At 44.9% G+C, this 26900-nt stretch carries 19 protein-coding genes; 4 read left to right on the top strand and 15 right to left on the bottom strand.

Going from position 1 to position 26900, the window contains the following annotated elements; genetic code table 11:
- Positions 1-40: 40 nt before the first annotated feature.
- The 7 genes from sstT to malT form a co-directional block, all read right to left on the bottom strand.
- Positions 41-1255: a serine/threonine transporter SstT gene (gene sstT, locus AB4517_RS05765; RefSeq protein WP_017068938.1), complete on the bottom strand. Its 1215-nt coding sequence runs from the start codon at positions 1253-1255 to the stop codon at positions 41-43.
- A 391-nt stretch (positions 1256-1646) separates the two neighbouring features.
- Complete coding sequence (gene rsgA, locus AB4517_RS05760) at positions 1647-2711, bottom strand: ribosome small subunit-dependent GTPase A (protein WP_372148039.1); 1065 nt, start codon at positions 2709-2711, stop codon at positions 1647-1649.
- Positions 2712-3199: 488 nt separating this feature from the next.
- On the bottom strand, positions 3200-3658 hold the full coding sequence (locus AB4517_RS05755) for a copper chaperone PCu(A)C (protein WP_372148038.1): 459 nt from the start codon (positions 3656-3658) through the stop codon (positions 3200-3202).
- Between the two features lie 85 nt (positions 3659-3743).
- Entirely contained in the window at positions 3744-4340 is a 597-nt protein-coding gene (locus AB4517_RS05750) for an SCO family protein (protein WP_004732104.1), read from the bottom strand.
- Positions 4337-4777: a hypothetical protein gene (locus tag AB4517_RS05745; RefSeq protein ID WP_372148037.1), complete on the bottom strand. Its 441-nt coding sequence runs from the start codon at positions 4775-4777 to the stop codon at positions 4337-4339. Before AB4517_RS05745 ends, AB4517_RS05750 begins: the two co-directional genes overlap by 4 nt.
- Positions 4778-4980: 203 nt before the next feature.
- On the bottom strand, positions 4981-5901 hold the full coding sequence (locus tag AB4517_RS05740; RefSeq protein ID WP_017064236.1) for a DUF368 domain-containing protein: 921 nt from the start codon (positions 5899-5901) through the stop codon (positions 4981-4983).
- Positions 5902-6482: 581 nt separating this feature from the next.
- Entirely contained in the window at positions 6483-9191 is a 2709-nt protein-coding gene (gene malT, locus AB4517_RS05735) for an HTH-type transcriptional regulator MalT (RefSeq protein WP_017061867.1), read from the bottom strand.
- A gap of 567 nt (positions 9192-9758) precedes the next feature.
- Between malT and AB4517_RS05730 the strand changes: the two genes are divergently transcribed.
- The 3 genes from AB4517_RS05730 (at position 9759) to glgB (ending at position 16934) form a co-directional block, all read left to right on the top strand.
- On the top strand, positions 9759-12212 hold the full coding sequence (locus AB4517_RS05730) for a glycogen/starch/alpha-glucan phosphorylase (protein WP_136973658.1): 2454 nt from the start codon (positions 9759-9761) through the stop codon (positions 12210-12212).
- Between the two features lie 185 nt (positions 12213-12397).
- A complete protein-coding gene (malQ, locus tag AB4517_RS05725; protein WP_017067441.1) occupies positions 12398-14578 on the top strand; it encodes a 4-alpha-glucanotransferase in 2181 nt (726 codons plus the stop codon).
- 175 nt (positions 14579-14753) lie between these two features.
- Positions 14754-16934, top strand: a complete 2181-nt coding sequence (gene glgB / locus AB4517_RS05720) for a 1,4-alpha-glucan branching protein GlgB (RefSeq protein WP_372148036.1) — start codon at positions 14754-14756, stop codon at positions 16932-16934.
- A gap of 80 nt (positions 16935-17014) precedes the next feature.
- Here the strand turns inward: glgB and AB4517_RS05715 are convergent, their stop codons facing one another.
- From AB4517_RS05715 to AB4517_RS05690, 6 genes are all read right to left on the bottom strand, one after another.
- On the bottom strand, positions 17015-17485 hold the full coding sequence (locus tag AB4517_RS05715; RefSeq protein WP_017072409.1) for a TetR/AcrR family transcriptional regulator: 471 nt from the start codon (positions 17483-17485) through the stop codon (positions 17015-17017).
- A gap of 223 nt (positions 17486-17708) precedes the next feature.
- A complete protein-coding gene (locus tag AB4517_RS05710) occupies positions 17709-18548 on the bottom strand; it encodes an energy-coupling factor transporter transmembrane protein EcfT (RefSeq protein ID WP_372098644.1) in 840 nt (279 codons plus the stop codon).
- Complete coding sequence (locus AB4517_RS05705) at positions 18545-20239, bottom strand: ABC transporter ATP-binding protein (protein ID WP_372148035.1); 1695 nt, start codon at positions 20237-20239, stop codon at positions 18545-18547. Before AB4517_RS05705 ends, AB4517_RS05710 begins: the two co-directional genes overlap by 4 nt.
- Before the next feature lie 6 nt (positions 20240-20245).
- Positions 20246-20794 (bottom strand): ECF-type riboflavin transporter substrate-binding protein, encoded by a 549-nt coding sequence (locus AB4517_RS05700; protein WP_017066579.1) that lies wholly within the window; start codon positions 20792-20794, stop codon positions 20246-20248.
- Positions 20795-21096: 302 nt separating this feature from the next.
- The gene (locus tag AB4517_RS05695) at positions 21097-22227 is read right to left on the bottom strand and encodes an HlyD family secretion protein (RefSeq protein WP_017061874.1); all 1131 of its coding nucleotides are present in this window, start codon (positions 22225-22227) and stop codon (positions 21097-21099) included.
- Entirely contained in the window at positions 22227-22622 is a 396-nt protein-coding gene (locus AB4517_RS05690; RefSeq protein ID WP_017061875.1) for a DUF3302 domain-containing protein, read from the bottom strand. Before AB4517_RS05690 ends, AB4517_RS05695 begins: the two co-directional genes overlap by 1 nt.
- 250 nt (positions 22623-22872) lie before the next feature.
- Here AB4517_RS05690 and AB4517_RS05685 point away from each other — a divergent pair, with 250 nt between their 5' ends.
- The gene (locus AB4517_RS05685) at positions 22873-23775 is read left to right on the top strand and encodes a DMT family transporter (RefSeq protein WP_372131756.1); all 903 of its coding nucleotides are present in this window, start codon (positions 22873-22875) and stop codon (positions 23773-23775) included.
- Positions 23776-23807: 32 nt separating this feature from the next.
- On the opposite strand, the gene AB4517_RS05680 is transcribed toward AB4517_RS05685, so the two are convergent.
- Both AB4517_RS05680 and AB4517_RS05675 read right to left on the bottom strand, forming a co-directional pair.
- Positions 23808-25388, bottom strand: a complete 1581-nt coding sequence (locus AB4517_RS05680) for a diguanylate cyclase domain-containing protein (protein ID WP_372148034.1) — start codon at positions 25386-25388, stop codon at positions 23808-23810.
- Positions 25388-26857: a hypothetical protein gene (locus AB4517_RS05675; RefSeq protein WP_019821666.1), complete on the bottom strand. Its 1470-nt coding sequence runs from the start codon at positions 26855-26857 to the stop codon at positions 25388-25390. Before AB4517_RS05675 ends, AB4517_RS05680 begins: the two co-directional genes overlap by 1 nt.
- Positions 26858-26900: the final 43 nt, after the last annotated feature.

The following is a 26900-nucleotide window of genomic DNA, read 5'->3' as shown; positions in this document are numbered from 1 at the left end:
GAGCTTAGAGCTTAGAGCTAAAGCCTAATACCAAGAGCTGTTAAGCTTTGTTTTGCTCAGCTTTACATACAGCCGCAGTGAACACTACGTCAGTTGAGCTGTTAAGCGCTGTTTCAGCAGAATCTTGAATCACACCAATGATGAAACCAACCGCTACAACCTGCATCGCTACATCGTTTGAGATACCGAATAGGCCACAAGCTAGAGGAATCAGTAGCAGTGAACCACCGGCAACGCCTGATGCGCCACATGCTGAAATTGCAGCAACAAGGCTTAGTAGAATCGCAGTGAAGATATCAATCTCAATACCCATTGTGTGCACAGCTGCAAGCGTTAACACAGTAATGGTGATTGCAGCACCTGCCATGTTGATGGTTGCGCCTAGAGGGATTGATACAGAGTAAGTGTCTTCATCTAGCTCTAGCTTCTTACAAAGGTTCATGTTCACTGGGATGTTTGCAGCGCTTGAACGAGTGAAGAATGCCGTTACACCAGACTCACGAATACATTGCAGTACAAGTGGGTATGGGTTCTGTTTTGTCTTTACAAAGACAAGCAGTGGGTTAACGACAAGAGCAATGATAAGCATTGAGCTTAGTAGAACCGCTAGCAGTTGACCGTAGCTTGCTAGTGCATCGAAGCCCGTTGTTGCGAATGTAGCCGAAACAAGACCGAAGATACCGAATGGCGCAAGACGAATAATGAAGCGAACAATGTGTGAAACACTGTGGCTAAGGTCTTCGAAAACCGCTTTGGTTGTTGCAGATGCGTGGTGCAGTGCAAGACCAAGACCGATTGCCCAAGCAAGAATACCGATGTAGTTCGCGTTCATTAGTGCGCTAACTGGGTTATCTACAAGCTTGAATAGAAGCGTATGAAGAACTTCTGCAATACCTTGAGGAGGGTTAGCACCTTCAGCGCCAGCAACCAGTGTCAAAGTGGTTGGGAACATGAAGCTCAGTACTACAGCAGTCAGTGCTGCAGAGAACGTACCAATCAGGTAAAGCACAATGATTGGACGCATATGAGTATGCTGACCTTTCTTTTGGTTTGCGATAGAAGCTGCAACAAGAATGAATACTAAAATTGGGGCAACAGCTTTCAGAGCACCAACAAACAGACTACCTAATAGGCCTGCATCTTGAGCTGCTGAAGGAGAAACCATGGCGAGAACGACACCGAAAACAATACCAGCAAGGATCTGTAGAACGAGATTTCCACGAGCGATGCGGGCGAGCATGTTGTGATTTTGCATAAAATACCTGCAATTGTTAATTTATTATAGTGATGTATTTTTTTATAAAGTTGTACCAAATCCAACTATACACTAGTGGAATGGGCGGTCATATTAGCGGGATCTAAGAGGGTGTCTAGGAATAGTTTACTTTTAGGGTGATTGTTTGCGCTACGTGGTGTTTTTAGAGCTAAATGTTAATCAAATGTGTTTTGATTGAGCTATGAATCTACAAAATGACATTTAATAGACTCAATATACTGTAAATTTGGAAATGTAAACGACTATTGGTAAGAACATTGTGTGCATAAATAGTCACACTAAGACCAAATTGAAACAAAAAGCCCCACGTGTTTAACACTAAGGGGCTAAGCTTGTCTCAAATACAACTTATAGTCGTTAACTTAAAGGTTTAGTCAGAAGCTTTTTTAAGATTTCGACTTTCTGATTGAACGGTTTTGTACATCTTCGAAAGCTGCTTACTGTTAGCGCGTTGCTCTGCAAGAGAAGCGCCGTTTCTTGCTTGCTCTCTCAGTAGCTTTTGATAGTTAGTAAATCGTCTTTCAGACAGTTCACCACTCTCAATGGCAGCTCTTATCTTGCATCCCGGCTCTGATTCATGATGACAATCAGAGAAGCGGCAGTGCATTGCTAACTCTTCGACGTCTGAAAAAGTTTCACTCACGCCTTCAGCGCAGTCTGCAAGTTGTAGCTCTCGCATTCCTGGAGTGTCGAGAAGCAAGCCACCTGATGCGAGCAAGTGGAGTGATCGTGATGTGGTTGTATGACGACCTTTACTGTCGTCTTCACGAATACCACCAGTTGCCTGCGATGCTTCACCTAGCAATGAGTTAACCAAAGTCGACTTACCCACACCAGAAGAGCCCATTAGCGCGACGGTCTTGCCGATTTTACACCAAGGTGAAAGTACTTGGGTTGAGTCTTGGTCTAGGCTGTTGACCGCTTCGATCATCAGAATCGGGTCTAAGCTTTGTACCTGTTGTACTTTGTCTTCGTAGTCGTCACACAAGTCTTTCTTCGTCAGGACGATAACCGCTTCAACTTGTGCTTCATTTGCGAGTGCCAGGTAGCGTTCAATGCGACTCAGATTAAAGTCGTTGTTCAATGAAACCACGATAAACACTGTGTCGATATTGGCTGAAATATATTGTTCAGCCACACGACTGCCCGCAGCTTTTCGGCTAAAGAGCGATTGGCGTTCTAGTAAGCGATCGAATTGCAGTTCAGAGTTCAATATTACCCAGTCGCCAACGGTCATTGCCGGTTGGTTTTGGTGGATGGGTAGAACAATTTCACCTTGCTCTGACGCTAATGTATAGCCATTGCGGTGATGTGCGACGATACGAGCAATGACGGAGTGATCATAGTCTTCGAGTGTCAGTTGTTGTTGGAATACAGGTTGCCATCCAAGTTGTTGAAGTGACATTGGATGAGAAAATGCGTTTTGTGAATTCATGTCTATTTACCCAGACGTGCGAGCTTTCTTTTCTTGTGAGAGCATTAAAGTCTTATGAGAGCATTAACGTCTTGTAAGATCTCAGGTTGTCGATGAGATCGAAAAGCGTTGGTCAGTTCAAAAAGCGTCGAGACGTCAAAAATGTTTGAGCTTGGGTCGAATTCAAAATCGATAGGACCCCGGATTTGAGTCATGCTTTACAGGCATGCAGATATTGATCACTTACGATCAACAGTAAACCGGGTAAAAGTGTGCGGTAGCCAGCTGATGGCTTAATGTTGGTAGTTCGAGATTAAAGTTTGATTAACCAAACAAATTAACGCGTTACTTTTACTGCCAGTTTTAGTGTTTTCATTACAATCATCTTCTATTCTCCTTGGTTTATTAATGTGTTCAGGCTTTGAATAAAAAGCGCGCTCAGTTTAACAAAAAGCCACGATGGCGAGAAGTCATCGTGGCTTAAATTATTTTATCAATTGTGAATACGATTAATGATGGTCGTGATTCATCTTTTTCATGCCGCTCATCACTTTCTTCACTGGTGCGTCGAAGGTCTGTGTTTCACCATTGGCAAAGGTCAGTATCATCTCGATTTGCTCACCTTCTTTTAGGCTACTTTTTAGGTCGAACAACATGATGTGTAGGCTGCCAGGTTTAAGTACCGCTTCACCGTTTGCAGGGATGGTGATTTCTTGAACTTGGCGCATTTTCATAACATCGCCATCCGTGATTACATCATGAAGTTCTACTTTACCTGCTGCAGGTGTTGTTGCAGAAACAATAGCGCGATCTTTATCGCTGTGGTTTATCAGAGTCGTGAACACCGCGCTGTTCACTGCTGAAGGCGGGGTTGCACGAGCGTACGCGTCATGAACCATAATATCGCTACTAGCCTGAGCAAAAGGGGTTAGCAATAAGCCTGCTAGAGCAAGTGCTTTTAACTTCATGTTGTTGTCCTTAATTTTTATGTTTTTGGTCTGGGACCTGACTTTTTGTTCGAACTTTATTAGTTAAGTTCTTTGTTTTTACGTTTTACTGCGTCAGCTTGTTGATAGCCTCAACAATTGGTGCTGGCGTTAACGTATGCGGCACTTTGGTAATCAAGGTACCGTCGGGCTTTAAAAAATAAAAATATGAGCTGTGGTCAAGGGTGTATTCCAACTCTGAACCTTCCAGCTTGGTCTTTCTGAAAATAACACCGTAGTTGTGTGCAAGCGTGGTTGTCACATCCAAAGGACCACTTAATCCTTCCATCATTGGGTGGAAGTATTGTGCGTATTCGTATGAGGCTTCTGCTGCATCACGCTCAGGGTCGAGAGAGACAAACATCGGGCGAATCTTGGCTTTTGCTTCATCAGAGACTTGGTTAAGTGCTCCGGCCAACATAGCCAAAGAAGTGGGGCACACATCTGGGCAGCGTGTGAAACCGAAGTAAACGATACGAATTCTGTCATCGGTTTGGTCAAAGATTTCCGTTGGTTGGTTGTCTTTGCCGAAAAGAGTCGTTGCGGAGAACTCTTGTTTTGCAGCGTGTTGTTCTTGAACTTCGTTTTGCCCATCAAGATAGCTTTTGACACCAAAGCCAAGTACAAAAGCGACAACCAATGCTAACGACCAATTTCTACTCATCTTGCCATCCTTATTGCAGGTTTTACGGTTTCAACACCATCGGTGAGCTCACCAAGCCAAGTCATGTGATCCATGGTACACACGGGTAAAATGACATCACCTTCATAGATGTTGTTACCAGTATTTTTTAATTGGAAACGTGCTGAGCCCATTTCCTTCTCTAAACCGGTCAGCGATAGCATCAAGGTTTCAGAGGCCGCGCCTTCCCACACCACTTTGATTTTTGTTGGGACTAGAGGTTGAGCTGTTTCATGCTCAAGGGTCATAGCAACGCTGTCTTGCTCACACGATGTTGTTGAAAGCATGCAGTAGTCATCTAAGTTGACGTCAGGAGAGTGGCTCTCTACTACCGATTTAAATTGCTCGACTGCCTGTGGTCCATAAAAGCCAGCGACCAGCGCAATACCGAGCGCAGCAACCTTTAATGCTGGGTGCATGTCGTGTTCTCATTTGATTTTATAAGAACGGCGATGGTATCACACCACTCAATACGTGCTTGTATCAAAAAGCAATTTTGTGCGTATGGTAGAACTAAAAAAGCGAAGCCATTGGCTTCGCTTTTGTCTGTTTAATAGATATGTGAGCTTAGTATTTCTAAGTTCTATCCATTCTGAACATGTTCCAGAAATACGTTGAATGATTAGTCAGCGTTACGCTCTGCGAACTTCTCCAGGCCTAAAACCAATGCAATCGCAGCAAACATCATCACAATCGCCATGACCAACTGAGAAGGCTGAGAGGTTACCGCTTCAAAATCAAACGGTGATAGGTTTTCTTGAATCAGAGGAACTTGTTCACCTTTTGAGTTTGTGCGCCAGCTGATGGTCTCTTTCCAAGGCCAGATCTTAGGCAGCGTACCGATCATCAAACCGGTTAAGAATACCAATGTGAAGTCGCGGAATGAACGCAATAGCCAAGACAGTACATGTGAGAAAGTCAGCAGTCCGATCACACAGCCCGCAAGGAATAGCGCAAGTACATCGACTTGAAATGATTTAACGGCGCCAAGCACGGGGCCATACATGCCAATCAGGAGCAGAATAAAGCTGCCTGAAATACCGGGTAAAATCATCGCGCAGATAGCAATCGCACCCGCAATCAATACGTTGATGCTGGTTGGCTCCATTTGCAGCGGCTTAAGCACGGTAATGCTATAAGCGAAAGCAACGCCAAGCAGCAAAAACACGAAGCGAATCATATCGCGTTTCTCTACTTGCTTAAGAATATGGAAAACCGACACCAAGATCAGGCCGAAGAAGAAAGACCACAGTGGAACAGGGTGGGTGACTAATAACCAAGAAATCAATTTTGCGAATGTCGCAATGCTCGTGAATACGCCCGCGAACAGTGAAATTAGGAAGAAACCATTGATGTGATTAAACGCGGCTTTGAAGCCTTCGCGTTTCCATAAGCCAAGTACGCTAGGGTTAATTCTGCGAATGCTTTCTAGCAGCGTATCGTAGATACCAGTGATGAATGCGATGGTTCCGCCCGACACGCCAGGAACAACGTCTGCTGCGCCCATAGCCATGCCTTTGAAAAAAGTACTTAAGTAGTTCATTGCTTCATAGAGTTGAGGATGATTTTGTGCAGTATACAAACTTTAGTGTAAAAAAAGTATGAATATGCTTTTGGGGAAGGGCTTTTATTACTCTATTAATTGTAAGGCAATAAGTTGAAGTGAATATTTGCCTAACATTTAGATAACAACCACTTAGTGATTTGTCATTAAGAGCAGCGATGAAACTGATCTCTTATCGATATTGCATCTTGGTTGCATTATGCAAATGCACTTTGCAATTCTCATGATGAATTCATGGTTTTTATGCGATGCAGGGTTTATAAAACGTCGAATAAAAGTTGGCACGCTAACTGCATTAGATACATTGACCCTTCTTAAGCCGAGGGTCACCTAGCCAACTGACGTTGTTAGTGAACTTATGATTTGTTCACAAATATATAGAGCCAATCGCGATTATTGCGGTTGGCTATTTTTTTGCCTGTCGTTTGGTAAGTTGCTATTTTCCCATGTTCCAAGCAAAAAAAAAGCTAGCCACCATTGGCGACTAGCTTAAACTTTTCTCGAATCTCGAATCTCGAATCTCGAATCTCGAATCTCGAATCTCGAATCTCGAACCCGCTTTAGTATCCCATCAACTGCAGCAAGTTCTCCGCTGTGCTGATTGCTTCTTTACGGTTAGCGATGTTGAGCTTCTGATAAAGATTTCGAATGTGAGTTTTGATCGTGGTGCCTGCTACATCCAGTTCTTGAGCGATTTGCTCGTTACTGAATCCTGAGTAGATCAGACCAAGTACTTGCCATTCACGCTGGGTGAGTGGGCTGGTACGTACAAGCTCAGGAATGTTTGGGTGATTAACCAAGTTTTCAACAAAGTCTTCATCAAAGTGAACTGAGCGGCTGCGTTGGGTCGCGGAAATATCTTTCATGATTTGTTGTGCGCGGTGACGTTCTAAATCACCTAAGCCTGGCTTGTTGCTCAACTTATCCAAGATATGCCCGATCGTCCCACCGTCTACCAAGAAGTTACCGACCATACCGGTTTGGTTAGTCATATGAAGCGCTTCTTCGAGTAGTATTCGTGCGCTGTCTTCATCGTTAATTTGTGTACGTAACACGGCTTCAACGATCAAGTTGCGGTTGGTGTCTGTAATCAAGTGCGAACGCTGGGCTTCACTCTTAAGGAAGGTCAGCGCTTCTTCTGCGTCTTCATACTGCTCAAGGATGATGTGAGCACGAACGATGTTTCGCCACTGAAGTTGGCAGAAGTGATTACTTGCCGATTCAGGTCGAACAGCCACACTCAGCCAATCACGGATAGCTTCTTTATCGCCTTTTACTTGCCAGAACAGAATCAAAGAAAGAGAAGCATTTGCCGTCCAATCTACGTGGTAAGTCGATTGACGCAATAGGTGCTGAATCTGGTCGATAAATTTCGACGCTTTATCAATCTCACCACGGCTCAATGAAATACGAGCCAACATAGAATAGCTGTGCAGGTGTTTACTCGGAGAGTGGTGACCAAGGATATCTAAGCCTTTGTAGCAACACTCTTCCGCTTCATCTAGTCGGTTCCAACACCAGAAGATCTGAGCGCGAACACGCAGCAAAAATTCATGCAGAGGAACGTATTGAAGCTGATGCTCTTCGATCAATTTGAATGCGCTGTCTTGTAGCTCAAATGCCGCTTGAACATAACCTTGAGCAATCAAGATTTCGCTTTGTTGCAGAATCGCCCACAGGGCCTGATGGTAAACCTGATACTGACGTGCCAGTTTTTCTGTTTGTTGCATCATCGGTAGCGCACGGCTTAGGTTACCCATTACGTGATTCACTTCGCCCACAACCGAGGTTGCGACAATGCGGCTACGATAAACGGTGGTGTTCAACTGACTCAACGAAAGCTCAGCCAATTCCAATGCTTTCTCAGGCTCATTGCTGTTGATGGCAACTTGTGCGCGTAAGGCGTTGTATTGGCCTTGCTGCTGAGTATCGAGTTCAATGTTTCGCGCTTGATATTGAGTCTCAGCCTCTTCCAACAAAGTACCCACTTGGTCATAACGGTGCTGACTTTGTGCAAGCCAAGCACGCAACATCGAAAGCTTTGGCTCACTGTAAAGTTGGTCGGTAGTCAGTTGCTTGATCGCCATCTCTAGTGACGACAGCTCACCTTGGTTGAACATCGGCCAACCGTGTTCAGTCAGGATTTGAATGATCAGTTCTGGATCTTCAGCGCGCTGTGCGTGACGTAGTGCTTGGTGCGGTGTGTTTTGCTTGATCCACGCTTTTGCAGCACTTCGATGCAGTTCTGCTTCTTGCTGAGGAATTCGAGCTTGGCGCTCATGTGCGAGGAATTCACCAAATAGATTGTGGAATCGGTACCAGTTTTTCTCGCCTTCAAGCGGGTAGATGAACAAACCAAAACGGTTGAGTGATTCGATCATACCTAACGCATCTTCACGCTGTGTAAGTGCACACACAAGCTCATCGTTGAAGTGATCAAGCACAGAACATTGCATCAAGAACTGTCGGGTTTCTTTGTCTAGCAGGTCGAATACTTCTTCAACCAAGTAGTCCCAAAGATGGGCGTGGTTAAAGTGAGAGAATGACTCTGCGGACTGTGCAAGAGTGCGTTTTTGGTGTTGTGCTTGTAGCGCGATAAGTTGTAGTGCAGAAGGCCAACCTTCTACATAACTACAAATGCTATCTGCCGTGGTGTCATCAATGCCGTCGGCTACGCGTTGGTTGAAAAAGCGTGTGGTTTCTTCGGTATCAAACGCCAACGAGTCATTACCTAATTCGATCATTAAGTCACGAACGCGCAGGTTTGCTGTACCAAGTGGTGGCGTACCACGACTGGTGACAACCAACGTTAGGTTATCGGGCATGTGTTTGAGGAAGAAGCGCATGGCTTCGTGGATGTCGTCATTGTTGACCAAGTGATAGTCATCCAACACCAGAAAGCACTCGTGATGGAATTCCGACATCTCGGCAAATACTTCACTTAATAAAGAATGCAGCGATGAAAACTGTCGCTTTTCTGCCAGTTTTTGGGCATTCGGACAGGCATTTTGAGTCGCTTTATTAAGTGATTGAAGTAGGTAGTTGATAAAGCGGAAGGCATCATTGTCGCTATCATCAATGCTGTACCAACCCACATTAGGTTTATCTACCAACCATTGTGCAGCCATGGTGGTTTTGCCGTAGCCCGCTGGAGAGCGGAACAACACAAGCTTATAGCAATCTGCATTGTGAAGCAGATCGAGAACCCTAGGTCGTAGGATTGCATTATGTAAGCGGCCGGGACGAGTCAGTTTCGAAGGGATCCACATATCGAAGTTTTACACCTATTCCGTGGCTATGTTCTGGAATATCCCAATCTATCGTTGAGTGCACTCCAATGACATGAGCCTAATTACTTAAGTCTTTACTCATATTACGTGAAGCCAAACGTTACCGACTACGATCCTCCTCAGAAACCTTGCACTCCTGCATGTTTTTGGGTGTCTACGCCCTTTATTTGAGACTTTGCTCACGTTGCGGGTTGGTTTGTGAATGTGACTTCGTTCATCCCTACACGGGAATCAATGCAAAAGATGAGAGTTGGAAATTATTTTCGTGATCTGAAACTCAGATTTGGCAATGACTTTAAATGGGTTAAATAAAAGTCACATCAATTGAAGTTAAGTTATCGAACGGGAGCTTGTGATCTTAGTCACTCCAAGTTTTTGTTCGCAGTCAGAACATGAGAGTCAGATCACTAACCCTAAGTCGGTACGCCCCCTACGCCCTCCCATCTACTCCTAGTCAGTTGCATTAGCGGGAGGATGTTTAGTTTATGGTGACCATGCACGATATGTCACAGATGAATTAGAACTATTAAAAGCGAGATTTCTGAAATGAAACCAACTCAGCAAAAAACTTTCGATAAAGTGTCATTCCAAGAGAGTGTTAAGAAACATTTATCTGCAACCTACGCAACAACGATTGAAAACGCAGATAGCCGCGCATGGTACCTAGCAATGGGGCGTGCGCTAGCAGAACTCACAACATTTGATCTGTTAGAAACTGAAAATGACGAAAAAATTAAGAACGCGAAGAGCGTTAACTACCTTTCATTAGAGTTTTTGATTGGTCGTTTAACCGGTAATAACCTGATCAGCATGGGTCTGTATGAACAGATCACTCATGCAATGGAAGAGCTAGGTCAAAACCTAACTGATCTTCTAGAAGAAGAGCGCGACCCATCACTAGGTAATGGTGGTCTTGGTCGTCTAGCCGCTTGTTTTATGGATTCTTGTGCCGCTCAAGAATACCCAACAGTAGGCTACGGTCTTCACTACGAATACGGTCTATTCAAACAGTCTTTCCAAGACGGTCGTCAGCAAGAAGCACCTGACGCATGGCGTGGTGTTGAAGGTTACCCATGGGAAGTAGCTCGTCCAGAACTAGCACAACACATTGGTTTTTACGGTCATGTAGACGTTGAATTCATCGACGGTAAAGAAGTACGTACTTGGGTTCCAGGTATGGAAGTAAAAGCAATGCCTTGGGATCTACCAATCGTAGGTTACGAGTCAAGCACGGTTTACCCGCTGCGTCTTTGGGAATGTCAGGCAATTGCACCATTCTCACTAGCAAGCTTCAACAACGGTGATTACTTCGAAGCGCAACACTCGCTAATCGATGCAGGTAACATCACTAAGGTTCTTTACCCGAACGATAACCACGAGAAAGGTAAGACACTGCGTCTAATGCAGCAGTACTTCCATTCAGCAGCATCGGTTCGCGATATTCTACGTCGTCACGAAGCAGCAGGTTTCTCTCTAGAAGATCTGCCTAAGCAAGAAACGATTCAGCTTAACGATACGCACCCAACGATTGCGATTCCTGAGCTAATGCGCATCTTGATTGACGAGAAAGGTCTATCTTGGGACCAAGCATGGGAAATCAGTGCTCATACGTTCGCATACACGAACCACACACTACTTCCTGAAGCACTAGAGACTTGGTCTGAATCACTGATCAACCGTCTTCTTCCACGTCACATGGAAATCATTTTTGAAATCAACCACCGCTTCATGCAAGAAGTTCGCAAGATGTGGCCTGGTGACGGTGAGAAGCAAGCGAAGCTTTCTATCATCCAAGAAGGTTTCCACCGCATGGTTCGCATGGCAAACCTATGTGTGATTGGTTCTTACAAAGTAAACGGTGTAGCTGCGCTTCACTCACAACTGGTTAAGAAAGACTTGTTCCCTGAGTTCAACGAAATCTTCCCAGGTAAACTGACTAACGTAACGAACGGCATCACGCCACGTCGTTGGTTGAAGTTCTGTAACCCAGGTCTATCTACGCTAATCACGGGTAAGATCGGCACTGAATGGCCAGCAAAACTTGAGCAGCTAGAAGGCATCGCTAAGTTTGCAACAGACGCGAAATTCCAAAAAGAATTCATGGCTGTTAAGAAAGAAAACAAACAGCGCCTAGCTGATTGGGTTCAAGAGAACATGGGTATCGAGCTAGATACTAACGCTATCTTTGACGTTCAAATCAAACGTCTTCACGAATACAAGCGTCAGCACCTAGATTTGCTACACATTCTATCTCTGTACCACCGTATTCTTAACGAACCTGGTTTCGAGTGTGAGCCACGCGTATGTTTCTTCGCAGCGAAAGCAGCACCGGGTTACCACCTAGCGAAAGAGATCATCTTCGCGGTTAACAAGATTGCAGAGAAGATCAACAACGACCCTCGCATCGGTAACAAACTGAAAGTGGTATTCATTCCTGACTACCGTGTAAGCATGGCTGAAATCATCATCCCTGCAGCAGACGTTTCTCAGCAAATCTCACTAGCGGGTAAAGAAGCATCTGGTACGGGCAACATGAAGATGGCTCTAAACGGCGCGCTAACTATCGGTACGATGGATGGTGCAAACGTTGAGATTCGTGAAGAAGTGGGTGATGAAAACATCTACATCTTCGGCCTAGACGTTGATGGTGTTCAAGCTCTGAAAGCTCAAGGCTACAACCCATACGACTACTACAATGCAGACCCACTACTGAAAGCATCTCTAGACCTACTGACTGGCGATGAGTTCACTCCAGGTCAACCAGGCCTTCTACGTGCAACGTTTGATAGCCTGCTAGACGGTGGTGACCCTTACCTATGTCTTGCTGACTTCGCGTCTTACGTGAAAGCGCACGAAGACATGGGCACGCAATACAAAGACCAAGCAGGTTGGGCTAAGAAAGCAATTCTTAACACAGCATTGGTTGGTAAGTTCACATCAGACCGCTCTATCCGCGACTACGTGAACAACATCTGGAAACTTGAAGCGGTTAACCGTTAATACTTCCAAAGTAGCCAAGGCAGTTTCTGCCTTGGCTCAATTAGCTTGTGAGCAAACGAAAGGCTTAAAGGTTTCGTTTATAAACAAGCTGCTTACAAACCGATTGTCACAAGCTAATTGATTAGTAAAAATTAAATTAACAACCCTACAAAATAGAAAGCGTCAGAACGTTTTCGGAGAGAGCGATGAAAGAACAGACCGTATTAAAACAAGTCGCAGAAATGGCAAACATTGCCGACAGTTACGTTAGTGCGTGGGGCGATGAAGCACAAGTATCAGACGAGACGATCACGTCTCTATTGGCTTCGTTGGGCTACGATACAAGCAGCGATGATGCACTGCTTAAGTCAGCAGAAAGAAAACACAAAAAAGATGTACTAGACCCAGTTCTTGTCTTGCGTGACGGTGAGCCAGTAGAAGTGGCGCTTAATCTAGGTGTAAGTGCTCGTGAAAGTGAGTTCAGCTGGCGCTTAGAAACCGAGCAAGGAGAGGTACTTGAAGGCTATCTTCAATCTCAAGTCATTCGTGATGAGCGTGCCGAGGGTGGCCCTTTAGTGTTTGCATTGCCAAGTGATTTGGCATGGGGTTATCACAAGCTCATTGTGAGCCGTAAGCGCCGTAAGAAGCCTTACGAGATGACACTGATTATTACGCCAAAAGCGTGTTTCAAGCAGTCACCAATCGAGCAAGGCAAAAAGCTTTGGGGACCCAGTGTTCAACTTTATACCCTAAGAACTCAGCATAACTGGGGTATTGGTGATTTCGGTGACCTAAAACAGCTTGTTGCGGATATCGCTTCTCGTGGTGGTGACTTCGTTGGTCTAAACCCCATTCACTCATTGTTCCCTGCGAACCCTGAAGGTGCGAGCCCATATAGCCCATCTTCTCGTCGCTGGTTGAACATCTTATACATTGATGTGAGTTCAGTTCCTGAATTCGCATTAAGTGCTGAAGCACAACAAACAGTCGGCAGCGCAGAGTTCCAACAGCGTCTACAAAAAGCGCGTGAAGCACACTGGGTAAACTACACCGAAGTGTCTGAGCTTAAGATGAGCATCTTGCCTCTGCTATTCGCAGAATTTAAGACTCGTCATCTAGACAAAAACAGCGACCGTGCACAAGCGTTCTTAGCCTTCGTAGAAGAGGGTGGCGATAGCCTGATGCATCAAGCGGCGTTTGATGCTCTACATGGTGAACTGCATGCAGAAGATTCTGGCATGTGGGGATGGCCGGTATTCCCTGAGAAGTACCGTACATTCGACAGCCCAGCGACACAGAAATACATCAAAGAGAACTTAGAAAACGTTCATCTGTACATGTACCTGCAATGGCTAGCAGATTGCCAGATCAACGATGCACAGTCTCTTGCAGAAGAGAAGGGCATGGCTGTTGGCCTGTACCGTGACTTAGCGGTAGGTGTTGCAGATTCAGGCAGCGAGACTTGGGCTGACGAAGGCAACCTAGTGATGGATGCGAGCATTGGTGCTCCACCTGATATTCTTGGTCCTTTGGGTCAGAACTGGGGTCTACCTCCGTTAAACCCAGAAGTGCTTCAAGAAACAAGCTACGACGCTTACATCAAGCTACTTCGTGCGAACATGAAGCACTGTGGTGCACTGCGTATCGACCACGTTTTAGGTCTACTGCGCTTGTGGTGGATTCCAAAGGGTGAGAACGCAACTAAGGGCGCGTACATCTACTACCCAGTACAAGATATGCTGTCTATTCTGGCGCTTGAGTCTCACCGTTACCAATGTAGCGTTATCGGTGAAGATTTAGGTACGGTACCGGATGAGATTGTCGACATCCTTGCAGATGCTGGTGTGCATTCTTACAAAGTGTTCTTCTTCGAAACATCAGAAGACGACGGTGGTTTCATCTCACCAAAACACTACGCATCACAATCGATGGCGGCGCTGTGTACTCACGATATGCCAACGCTTCGCGGCTTTTGGCACTGTGATGACCTAAAAATGGGCCAAGAGATTGGCTTATACCCAGATGCAGAACAATTAGAAACCTTGTTCGATGACCGCCTAGAGTGCAAGCAAGGTATCTTAGATTCAGTAGCATGGCATGGTTTCCTACCAGAAGGTGTGGGCCGCGATGCGAGCCAAGTACCGATGGACTCTTACCTTGCTGAGGCACTTCAACTGCACGTAGCGGCTGGTGGTTCAACACTACTGAGCGTTCAGCTAGAAGATTGGCTAGAGATGGACAAGCCAGTAAACATTCCTGGCACGGTTGATGAATACCCTAACTGGCGTCGTAAACTATCAATGAACTTGGACGAAATATTTGCTCACGAAGGCGTTAATCGTATCGCTTCTAAGCTGACTGACGTTCGAGAAAAAGCAGGTAAGTAATGATATTGAGTGACTTGAAATTAGGTGGTTTTTTGCTTACGCCGTACGAAACTACAACCTCGGTCACTCAATAATGAATGCTCATCTGGTAGAATAAACCGTCGTTATATTGCCCGCACTAATAGCGGGCATTTTTGTATTATGTTTTTTGGATGTTTGGTTAGGGAGAAACGTTTTGGAACTAAGTTCGATTTCAAAGCAAAAACAAATATATACCCAACTATCACAGGCTTGTTTCACAGACCCATTCGCGTTTTTAGGGCCATACCTACCTTCTGAGCAAGGTGCATTACGTGTGTGGATTCCTGGGGCAGATAAAGTCGAGTTGATTGTTGGAAAGGAACCTCGTATTGAGTTAGCGCGAGAGGGTGAAAGTGGTTTCATTCTTAAGCAAGAGAGAGACTTACGTTTCACTCACTATAAGCTTGCGGTTGATTGGGCTGGCGTAGAACAGATCATTGATGATCCGTATCAGTACCACGATCTATATGCGAGTTATGAAGATCTTCATACACCGAAAGATATGTATCATCACATGGGGGCTCAGTTTATTTCGCTAGAGCGTGATGGACAGACGATTTCAGGTACGCGTTTCTTGGTGTACGCACCGCATGCAACTGCGGCAAGCTTGGTGGGTAACTTCAACGCTTGGGATGGTCGCCGCCACCCAATGCAACGCCTAGATTACGGTATGTGGGGCTTATTCATTCCTGAACTGGAAGAAGGCGCTCAATACAAGTTTGAATTAAAAGGACCAAATGGCGAAGGCTTACCACACAAAGCTGACCCATGGGGTTTCTACTCTGAGCAATACCCATCGTTCTCATCTGTAACTTACGATCACGCTCGTTACCAGTGGCAAGATACTCAATGGCAAAATCGCCCGGTAACGCAAAAGCGCAAAGAAGCGCTTTCGTTCTATGAATTGCATGCAGGTTCTTGGAAGCGTAACGCTGAAGGTGAATTCTTAAATTATCGCGAGCTTGCGGCAGAGCTGATCCCATACCTAACGGATCTTGGCTACACGCACGTTGAACTAATGCCAGTTTCAGAACATCCATTCTACGGTTCTTGGGGCTATCAGCCTGTTGGTCTTTTTGCACCGACTAGCCGTTTTGGCTCTCCAGATGATTTCAAATACTTCGTCGATCAATGTCACCAAGCGGGTCTTGGCGTTGTTCTGGACTGGGTTCCTGCTCACTTCCCAAGTGATGATCACGGCCTAGCAAACTTCGATGGTACGCCATTGTTCCATGATCCAGATCCACGTCGTGGTTGGCATCAAGACTGGAACTCGTACATTTACGATTTAGGCAAAGAGCATGTTCGTCGTTTCTTGGTAGCAAACGCTCTTTACTGGTTCGAACAATTCCATATCGATGGCATCCGTGTTGATGCGGTTGCTTCGATGTTGTACCTCGACTATTCGCGTAGCCATGACCAATGGATCCCGAATGCGGATGGCGGCAACGAAAACTACGACGCTATCGCAACCCTTAAGTGGATGAACGAAGAAGTGTATAAACACTTCCCGAATGCGATGACGATTGCTGAAGAATCAACGGCTTTCCCTGGTGTTTCAGCACCGACTTTTATGGGCGGCTTAGGCTTTGGCTTTAAGTGGAACATGGGTTGGATGCACGACAGCTTGTCTTACATTCAAGAAGACCCAATCAACCGTAAATATCACCACGATACGATTACCTTCCCACTGGTTTACGCACACAGTGAGAATTATGTATTGTCTCTGTCTCACGATGAGGTGGTTTACGGTAAAGGTTCTATCCACAACAAGATGCCTGGTGATGAATGGCAGCAAACGGCAAACCTACGTGCTTATATGGGTTACATGTATGCGCAACCAGGTAAGAAGCTGAACTTCATGGGTGCAGAATTTGGTCAGACGGCTGAATGGAACCATGACGACCAGCTGCAATGGTTTTTGCTGGATTACGAGCGTCATCAAGGTGTTCAGCGTTTAACGAAAGACCTGAACAATCTGTACCGCTCTGAAGCTGCAATGCACGATCTTGATTTTGATCCGAAAGGCTTTGAATGGCGTCTACAGGACTCTGCTGAAGCGAGCATTCTTGCGCACGAGCGCATCAGTGAATCTGGTGAGCGAGTATTGATAGTGTCTAACTTTACGCCAGTGCCTCACGAGCATTTCCGCTTAGGTGTTCCTGCAAAAGGTGAATACGCATTGTTGTTGAATACAGACTCTGTCGACTATGCAGGCAGCGGTTTTGAAGTGAAGCAGACTGCTGAGATTGAATCTGTAGAAAGCGAAGGGCTAGACACATCGATTGAGCTGCGTTTGCCGCCGTTATCGACCGTTTTTTACAAGCTAAATTAGGTCTATTAGTTGAAGTAAGCGATAACTAAAAAGAAAATGGGAGCCGAAAGGCTCCCATTTTTGTATTTATAACGTTTGGTCTAATGCTGCTTGAAGTTCGTGAGATAGAACATTGAACGTCCTACGACAGTCTCAAGGATTCGAACGGAATCAAGCCCAAAGCTATTAAACATTATCTCGCGGAATTGACCATCTGAACTGATGTTAAACTGTTCAGGGCTCTTGACCTGGGAGGCATGGAAAAACATCAATTTGATCACGAATCGAAATTGATCATTATCTAGAGCGTTTTGCCAAGATTGAATGAATACTTCTTCCGATGAGAACTCTAGATTCTCTATAACAATTGATAGCATGTGTTGGTGTAACGCTGATCGGATAGCGCGGGTCGATGGATAATAGCCCTGAAGCGTCGTCAAACTAATGCCAATTTCTTGAGCAATCCTTGCATAAGTTAGTGCTTCATGTCCTTCAGCCAGAAAAAGGTTTAGTACGATCTCATCGTAGTGCTTTTGATTTTCTAGTTTCTGTACTTGAGTAATTCGAGCCATTACAAATCTCTATTGATTGTAACATTCTGTAAAAGAGTATATTAAGAGCTTATGAATTAAATCTCAAACTCCAAGGGTAAATAACTGGTCAATTTATCGTTAAATATAGTCAGTATTGTGTCATTGGTTCAATTATCAATCAGATTTTGGCATAAACAAAAACACCGCCCTATTGAGCGGTGTGTTATTTAAAGTCTTTGTTTATCTATGCTAATTCAGATGACTAGAACGGATACCAAAATAACTGCGGCTCTAGAATGCGTTTCGCAATGGCTAACACCACGATAAAAGCGATGACACCTAAACAAACAAAGTCGATACGTTTCAAAGGTGCATAGCTATACCAAGTGCGAGCTTTGTGTCGGCCAAAACCTCGTAACGTCATTGCGTTAGAGATCTCGTCTGCTCGGTCCAAGCTAGAGAAAATGAGCGGGCCTAGAACCTTAGCCACATTTTTGATTCGAGTAATTAGAGGCGCTTTCTTTGAGAGCTCTACACCACGAGCCTGTTGAGCATGCATGATATTGATGAAGTCTTTCTTAACTTCTGGCAAGTAACGCAGTGTTAAGCTGACCGCATAGGCGATCTTGTAAGGAACACCGATACGGTTGAGGCTAGCTGCAAACTCAGTCGGATGCGTTGTGAAGACAAAAATCAACGCTATCGGGAACATGCTCATGTATTTGAGCGTCACAGTAACCAAGTAAAACAGAGTCTCTTGGCTCAACGAGTAGTTACCCGGCAATGTCAGCAATAAGGTTTTGCTGCCGATGAGCTCAGTACCTTGCTGTGGAGCCAGCAGATACATGAACAAAGCATTTAGGCTCAATACACTCGCCGTACCCAATAACAGAGGCTTATATACGCGTACAGGCACATTGGTGAGCTTTAGCAGGTATAAACCAGTCACAATAAGCAGCGTAATCAATCTTAGGTCGAACGTAGTCAATACCACGGTTACCCAAGCTAAGAAGAGCGCAAATTTGGTGATGCCGTTAAGTGCATGAAGCGGTGATTTTGTATCAATGTAATTGATGCCGAATTTTACTTTTGATGCGTTCATTGAGCGCTTCTCTCGTAGTCGATGAAGTACTGCATAAACGCATTGGTGTCGTCGATTTTCATCATAGTCGCGAGTTCATAAATGCTGGTGGTACAAAGATTTGCACGTTCTAGAAGTGATGGTTGGCTAAATACTTCCGTCATCGCGGCATTGGCAATCAACTTGCTGTCTGCGATTACGATTGAACGTGTGGTGTACTCGAGAACGAGGTGCATGTCGTGTGAGATGATCACAACGGTAATACCCAAATCGCGGTTAAGCTTTTGGATAAACGCCAGCATTGAGGTGTAGTTGCGGTAATCTTGACCCGCTGTTGGTTCATCCAAGATCAGAAGCTCTGGCTCCAATACTAAGATAGAAGCGATCGTTACGCGTTTTTTCTGACCGTAGCTTAGCGCTTCGATTGGCCAGTGGCGGAACTTGCTCAAGCCACACAGCTCAAGAACGTTTTCCACCTTCTCTTTGATTTCCTGCTCTGCAACCCCACGATTACGCAGACCGAATGCAACTTCATCAAAAATCATATGATGAGAGATCATATGATTTGGGTTCTGCATCACGACACCGACTTTCTGGCTTCTTTCAAAGATAGAAAGCTCAGATAGGTCTTCACCATTTAGATAGGAAGAGCCTGAATCGGCATCGATCACACCCATGATGAGTTTAGTGATGGTAGATTTGCCTGAACCGTTTTTGCCTAAGATTGAAACGAACTCACCCTTACCAATTTTAAAGCTGATATCTTCGAGAGCGTTCTTTTCACCATCGTAAGAGTAAGTCAGGCCGTGGACCTCAAGCAAAGGTTGGTACTGCTTCTCGGCAACTGGAGTCGGGCGCTCTGCAAACCAAGCCTGAACCGCAGGGCGGAATCTTTTGTAATCGAGAGCTTTGAGGTTTGATAGCTTATCTTCACTGGTCAAAGGTGCTTTCGCTGCCTTCAGAGCAGATAAATAAAGTGGTTCACGAATACCGTGTGTTTCAAGCAGTTCAGAAGCTAAGATTTCATCGGGTGTCATGTCCGCGACAATTTCACCGCGCTCCATCAAGATCACTCGATCGATATCGCGATGTAGTACATCTTCAAGGCGATGCTCGATGATGACTATAGTCTTGTTGGTTTCTTTATGAAGTTGGTCGATGATTTCGATAGTCGCTTTACCCGTTTTCGGGTCAAGGCTAGCCAAAGGTTCATCAAACAACAGGATGTCAACGTCATCAACTAAGATGCCCGCTAATGACACGCGTTGTTTCTGGCCGCCGGATAAATCATGTGGCGAGCGATCAAGCATATCTGCTAAGTCGACCATTTTTGCTGTCGACTTAACCAGAGGGTACATATCAATGTTCGACACTAACTGATTTTCCAGTGCGAATGCGATGTCTTCGCCAATACTCAAACCGACAAATTGGCTATCAGTATCTTGTAATACTGTGCCAACCTGCTCGGTATAGTCGTGCATAGAAAAATCAGAAATGTTCTTACCGTTGATCTCTAGAGAGCCAGTCACCTCACCTTTGATAGCATGAGGAATCAGACCGTTAAGGCATTGACCTAGGGTAGATTTACCACTACCGCTTGGTCCAATAATGACGATTTTCTCTCCTTTCTCTATCCTTAGATTGATATTTTTTAGCGTCGGTTTATCCTGCGACTCATATCTAAAAGAGAAGTTCGAAAATGCTATAGTCATTATCGCTTATGCCTCAGTCAGGTTACGGCTTTGTTTGTTGCGTTTAGCGACTGATTTTAGGATCAGTAAGCCAACAACAGCGATCAGAACGGTGTTACCCGCAGCAATGATAGAGAGTTGAGTGAAGACTTTAGTAAACGGTTCTGCATAAAGGATGGTATCTAGGAATGCAGAGCAGCCGTAACCAACCACATTACCGGCAAGGGCAAGTACCACAAACAGCGCGAAGTCCTTCATAGGCAACTCACCTTGCTGAAGGCGGTTCTTGGTCAACATCGGGAATAAGCCGATAACCATGCCTACGATACCTGAGCCTAAAACCCAAGTTAACCACACACCCCAGCCTGCGAACAGATCCGTTACCCAGTGACCGATAAAGCCAACTAAGAAGCCAACAATAGGGCCGAACAAAACAGAAAACAGTGCTAGAACTGCCATTGCTGGTTTCAATGTCGTGTTAGCAAACACTGGGACACCAAACATAGGTAAACCACCAATGCCGTACAGTGCCGCGCCAATGGCGATAACGACCACTGTTTTAGCTGAAAAGTTCATAGATAACCTCGAATTCTGAAAAATAAAGCAAAATAAAGAATAAATATTCGCCATTATTAATATGCGTCTCAATGAGAACGTTTTTTGGGCAAATATAAAAAATAAGGCGCGCATTATACAGTAGAACCCTTCCATAAGGGAAGGTAAGTGTCTAGATGTCTAAAATTCCATCTGAACACCTAAATATCGTGTAAAAAGCGTAATTTTACGGTTAATCCAGCAACAAAAAAGCCAGAGCGAGTCTGACTTTTTCATTCGTCTTAACAATGTGTTAAGCGGGTTCGTCACGTACCTTTGACCGTTTAGTGGTCTAGGTATAGATAGTTTTGCCAACTCTTCATGCGAATAAGGACCTTGCGCATGATTGAAACGTGGGTGAAGCTGTCAGAATAAACGGCAACTTCAACCGCGGTACCCATAGGTAAATGGTAGTCAGACAGGTCATCAGTGATGGTCATTTTAGCAAATACGCGTCCATTAGTACGAAGTGCATTGGTACCAATAAGTGTCCCGCGCGCTTGAATTTGACTCTCACCAATAGCTGGGATTATTTCATCAATGCGTCCTTTGAAAATCTTGCCTGGTAGTGCTCTGAATAAAAATTCAGCTTCGAAACCAGGATGCAGTCGTTGCAATGAGTTTTGTCTGAATGCTGCGATGTAGTATTTTTCTTCCGTATGGACAAATGTCATGACAGGAGCAAGAGGTAGCGGTACAGCCATTACGCCTGGACGCAGTGCTAGTTGTGTAACATATCCATCCGTTGGTGCTCTCACGACCGTTTGGTCAAGGTTGAATTGAGCCTTACGTAAGTCTGCAAGTAATCCTGCCACTGCGGTGTTCTCGCCACCAATTTCAGAATTTAGAGCGATCTGAGCTTGTTGTTGACTTGCTTCTGCTACTTTTACTGCTGCTTCCGATGCCTTATAAGCTTGTCTACGAGTATCCAATTGTTGTTCGGTAAACGCACCACTTTCAAAGCCACGCTTATAACGAGAAAATTCGCGTTGCGCTTTGTCTCTTTCTGCAATCGCTTTGATTTTAGCTGCTTCAGCTTCAGCAACTTGAGATTCAAGCCCAAGTGCTCCTTGGCTTGCTTCTTTTACTTTCGCTTCGAGCTTAGCGACTTCTGCTTCAAAAGGGATAGGGTCAATTTTAAAGAGGATGTCTCCTTTCTTTAAAGGAGAATTCGCCTCAACAGGAACCTCAATGACTTTACCTCTAACGCCTGAAACAATTGGAGTCGTTGAGTAAACTTGGTTGCCAAGTTGTGTGAAAGGATGGTTGTAGTTCATTAATAGGATCAATGTTCCTACGATGACCACACCACCGAGCACTGCGGTAGGCACTGTCCATTTGTTTAGTGGGATATTAAATACTTTGAAAATAGTGATACAAAGTGCCGCGTAGGTCATTATCAGTAGTAAATCCATTACTTAGCCTCCTGATCTTGAACGTTGTTTGACTCTTTTTTTGTGCTGCTTTGTTTAGTATTTGCTTGTTTGAGCTGTGCGATCTCTTCTTGAAGGGTGCTAACTTGATCGATTAAAACATCCACTCGGTGATGAATATCGTGCTGCTCTTCTTCGAGTTTTTCGAAGCCCCAGCCTCGGTCTTTCCGCCATAATGTTGCCCAAATCCATAGAAAGGGCCAAATTGTGTGCAAAGTGAATAGGCTAACCCAGCCTGAGACGTGAATTGCGTCTTGGTGAGGATGATTACGTTCTTTGGCTATTTCATAAGGGATATCGTGAATAACGATGATGCCGTAAAAGATGACTAGAGCAACGAAAATGAGTAAGCCGAGTGCAAAGTAGTCTAAAAACATAACAGATCCTTGTAATGTTAGATGTTAGTTATAAATATAGTACGTTATCATCCAAGTAATTGTTATAAAAATGATTTACTGAGTTATAAATAATGAGTGTTCGCTTCTAATGTGAGCAAAACTATTGACGAATCTTATAAAATCTCATCGCGTTTGAAGAGGCTATTTCGGCTTTCTGGTTGGTATTTTAGCTGAAATGATGACAGCTACGATTCTAAATGACGTGCACAACCACAAAGGATAAACACGGATGTATATAGGTGAATTGGCGGCTATTGGTGCTGCGATTGTGTGGGCGTGTGCGACATGGATTTATGGACAGTTTGGTCATCGCTTCTCTGCGATGCAATTGAACATTGTTAAGGGTATAGTGGCGTCAGGGATGATGTTGCTGGTGATGCCTCTTATTCCGATGCCGGAGTTTGAACTGAGTACCAACCATTTTCTGATATTGGCAATTTCAGGTGTGATTGGCATTGCGATTGGAGATAGCGCCTATTTTGCGGCGTTGAAAAGAATCGGTGCCAATAAGACGCTGTTACTGGAATCTTTAGCCCCGCCTCTTTCTGGTGTGCTGGCATTAATGTTCCTGGGCGCTGTATTGACAGTGCAAAGTTGGCTCGGTGTCGTGATTACAACACTAGCGGTGACCTTCGTTGTCTTCCAGCCATCAAAATCGGCGAGCGGTGAATCGAATAACAAAGCGCAGTGGGGTGGCATTGGTTATGGGCTTGTGGCGAGTGTCTGTCAGGCATCTGGTGTGGTTATTTCTCATTACGCGTTAGTGGCGGGTGATATCCCACCATTGTTAGGTGCTTTGATTCGCCTGACGATTGGCGTGTTTGCTGTGATGCTGATTATCCCTTTCGTTGAAAAGAAGCCGTATTCATCGATAAAAAGAGATTTATGGGAAATGACCAAGCTCGATAAACTGTGGTTACTAGGAGCAATCTTTGTCGGGACGTTTCTCGCTCTATGGCTTCAACAAGTGGCGTTGAAGAATGCTAACCCTGCGATTGCACAAACGTTGATAGCGACCAGCCCGGTCTTTATTTTGGTGATTTATGCGCTGAAAGGGGAGAAGGTGTCAAAGCAAAGTATCATAGGCACACTTGCCGCCCTTGCTGGTATTTCTCTGTTCTTTTATCAATAAGCAGTTGGCCTAAGCTACAGAGCTATATGCCACTACTCTGTACACACTTGATTACGGCCGTTGGCTTTAGCTCGGTATAGCGCTTTATCCGCACGGTAGAAGGTGCGTTGAGTATTCTCTCCGTCACGATGCAAAGTGATACCAATACTCACGGTTAAACCACGCTCCCCAAGTATTTCATGCCATCCAAATTGGAAGATGCGCTCTCGATAATTTTCAGAGTGCATTTCTGCCTTCGGAAGATCAGTGTTCTCTAGAATGACGAGGAACTCTTCTCCACCAAATCTGACACATGACGCGCCTCTAAACTTAAAGTATGAACGTAGCTCTTGAGACACACTAACAATCGCTTTATCGCCCACTAAGTGACTCAGTTCATCATTGATAGACTTGAAGTGGTCAATATCAATAACCATCAGTGCGAAAGAGGTATCGTGCAACAGCATGTCTTTCAATTTCACATCTAACCAGCGACGGTTGTGTAACCCTGTCAATGGATCGGTGAATACGTCTTGTTGAAGCTGAGCAACCGCATTCTTGTGTTGTTCCGTTGTCTCTTTCAGCTCTTTGTTTTCTTGTTCAGAGAGAATGAGTTTGAGTTGTAATTCAAAACGGGACAGGCGGCGTAGTTGGCTTGCACCGAGTTCACTGATCGGGATCTGCTTCATCAGATCGGTTTCAATTCGGTAGCCTTTTTTCTCATAGCTTAGCGCTTCTCGAAAACGCCCTTGATTCATACACACATCACTCAGCGAATCGTAGAATCGTTTTGCAAGTACTGGCGACGAGTAGGCTTTCACGCGTTTGTCTGTGCTCGACAAAATCATGCTCGCGTAGTCTTGCTTGCCGGTTGCACTTAGGCAATGTGAGAGCTCTAGACGAGTCATGGTTGCAAGCCAGCTTGCTTGAGTGCTGTTGGCTGGGTATTGAACCTTAGACAGACAGCGTAGCGCTTCATGGTGTTTTTTCTTAGCGCGCAGCACCTTTGCTTGGTAAAGCAGTATTTGAGCTGTGAGCAACTTGTCACTGACCAAAATACTCAGTTCTTCGCACTCATTCAGTAAATCGCTGGCTGCTGTAATGCGATTGAGTAGAAGTAGGCTTGCTACCATATGCAGCTTGAATTTGAGGCGAAGTGAGCGACTGCTTATCGCATGGTCTATGCTGCTGATTTTTTGGTAGTAACGAAGTGCTCTGTTGTGATCGCCATAGGAATCACACAGGTTGCCCATGCCTAAAATAGCTAATACATACTCATCGATATGACCGTGTTCAACCGCGATAGTCGATGAACTGACGAATTCATTGAGTGCTGAGGTGTAATCACCAGTTTCAACTAAGCGGTCACTTAAACTGGTTTTGACTGTCAGAATATCTTCGATATCGGCAGGAAGGTGGAGCAGATCGAGTGCTCGTCTCAACTCTTCGATACTGGTTTGATTTTGTTGTAACTCGGCACGGTATTCAGAGCTAATGATATAGCAGTGCGCTTGCTCTGTTTGCGTTGTCGAAACGTGCTGACGAATGTGGTTCCAGAAGATGATCGCTTCTTCACCTGATACTGATGAAGGGTCTAAACCGGCGTCTGTGATCTTGCTTAATAGAGTTTCCATTATTCTATTACCTCAGCATCGTCTTCTTCGAGTTGTTCAAGCGTGAACGGGAACGTCAAAATATCATTGAGGCTGACGCTTGGTTTCGAACCCTTTAGTCCTTTTCTATGCCATGGATAGATATCAAGCATGGTGCTGAGAGTTTGGAAGGTTTGCTCTGCGGCTTCGCCTTTTTCGGAAAGCATAAGGGCCACACGTTCAGAACTTAGCCTTGCGATGAAGTCATTCTGGTTACATAAAGCATGAGCAATCTCGGTACAGACATCTAAGTAATCAGTATCGACATGATGGAACATAATAATGCTGTGGTTTGAACGTTTAAGCTCTGTCTTGAACAGCACCAACTTTTCCCACCAAAAGGTTTCAGAGACAACGTAAGAGAGGTGCTTTTCAGGATCGTACTCGTGCTGACCGCGAATACGATTAATCAGTTTTCGTGCTCTCTGTTCAAGTTGGCGTTTTGAACTGCGTGCTTTGTCCAAACCGACACGTGTCGTTTGCTCTTTGAGCATGCCGATAGAATATTGACGGTACTTTTTAAAGGCGACGAGCGCGGCTTGGAAGTCTTGGTTTTCTTCCGCCACCAAGGATTGTTGGTAACAGATTTGGCTCAGCAACTCGCCATTATCGAACTCGTTTGCGGATTGTTCTGCGAGCCTCAGTAATTCCGCCGCTTGTTCTGGTCTTTTTCTCAGGAGCTCCAATCTAGCTCGGCTGATGTATGAGTGCGCCTTCATCCAAACTAGGTTGTGTTCAACTGCCAGATTGTGCGCTTTGGCCGTGGCGCGCTCCGCGTCATCTAAGCGTTCAAGACCAAGTAGGGCAAGGCCTCGAAAGTCCCATACCTCTGCATGCCAAGTGTTATCTTTATGGTCTTTTAATGCTTCTTCTGCACCGTCCAATACCGACAGCATTTCAACATAGTTGTTGAGCAGGTAGTAATCCCACGCAAGCAGTATTCTGGCTTTACCCTCTAACCAACCAATGCGGCTGTTGTTAGCAACTTTAACGGCAAGCTGGTGGGTAGAACGTGCAAGTTTATATTCGTGGGTCATCCGCCAAATATTGCCAAGGCCAATGAGGCATTCAATTTGAATTTCGACTTCATCAACCAACGCGGACTGCTCTAAAGCATTGATCCAGAACTGTTGGGCGGAATAGTACTTGGCTTGTCCCCAGAACTGGAGCGCGTGTAAATGGAGGATTTCAGGGAGAAAAAGGTCGGTATCTAATCGGCTTTGGCGCTTGTAGGCTTCCTTGATGTATTTTAAACCTTTTTGGTAATCCATCAGGTTCCAGCTACATCTTGCCATTAACATTAATGACTGGATGGCACCCTCTTCAAACAGAACTTGCTCTGATCGGACTAGGCACTGTTGGGCAATCTCTAGGATCACCGATGGCTCAGAGTCGACACGAGTTTTGAGTTTTTCTAATTCTGTTTCAAGAAGGTACTGATTTTTGTCCAAGACTTACATCCATGATTATCGAACATATTGATAACACAATCAT

The sequence above is a fragment of the Vibrio sp. 10N.222.52.C3 genome, from assembly GCF_041474195.1.
GTDB lineage: Bacteria > Pseudomonadota > Gammaproteobacteria > Enterobacterales > Vibrionaceae > Vibrio > Vibrio crassostreae_C.
The sequence above is the reverse complement of the archived record's forward strand: the minus strand, read 5'-3'. Positions and strand labels throughout refer to the sequence as shown.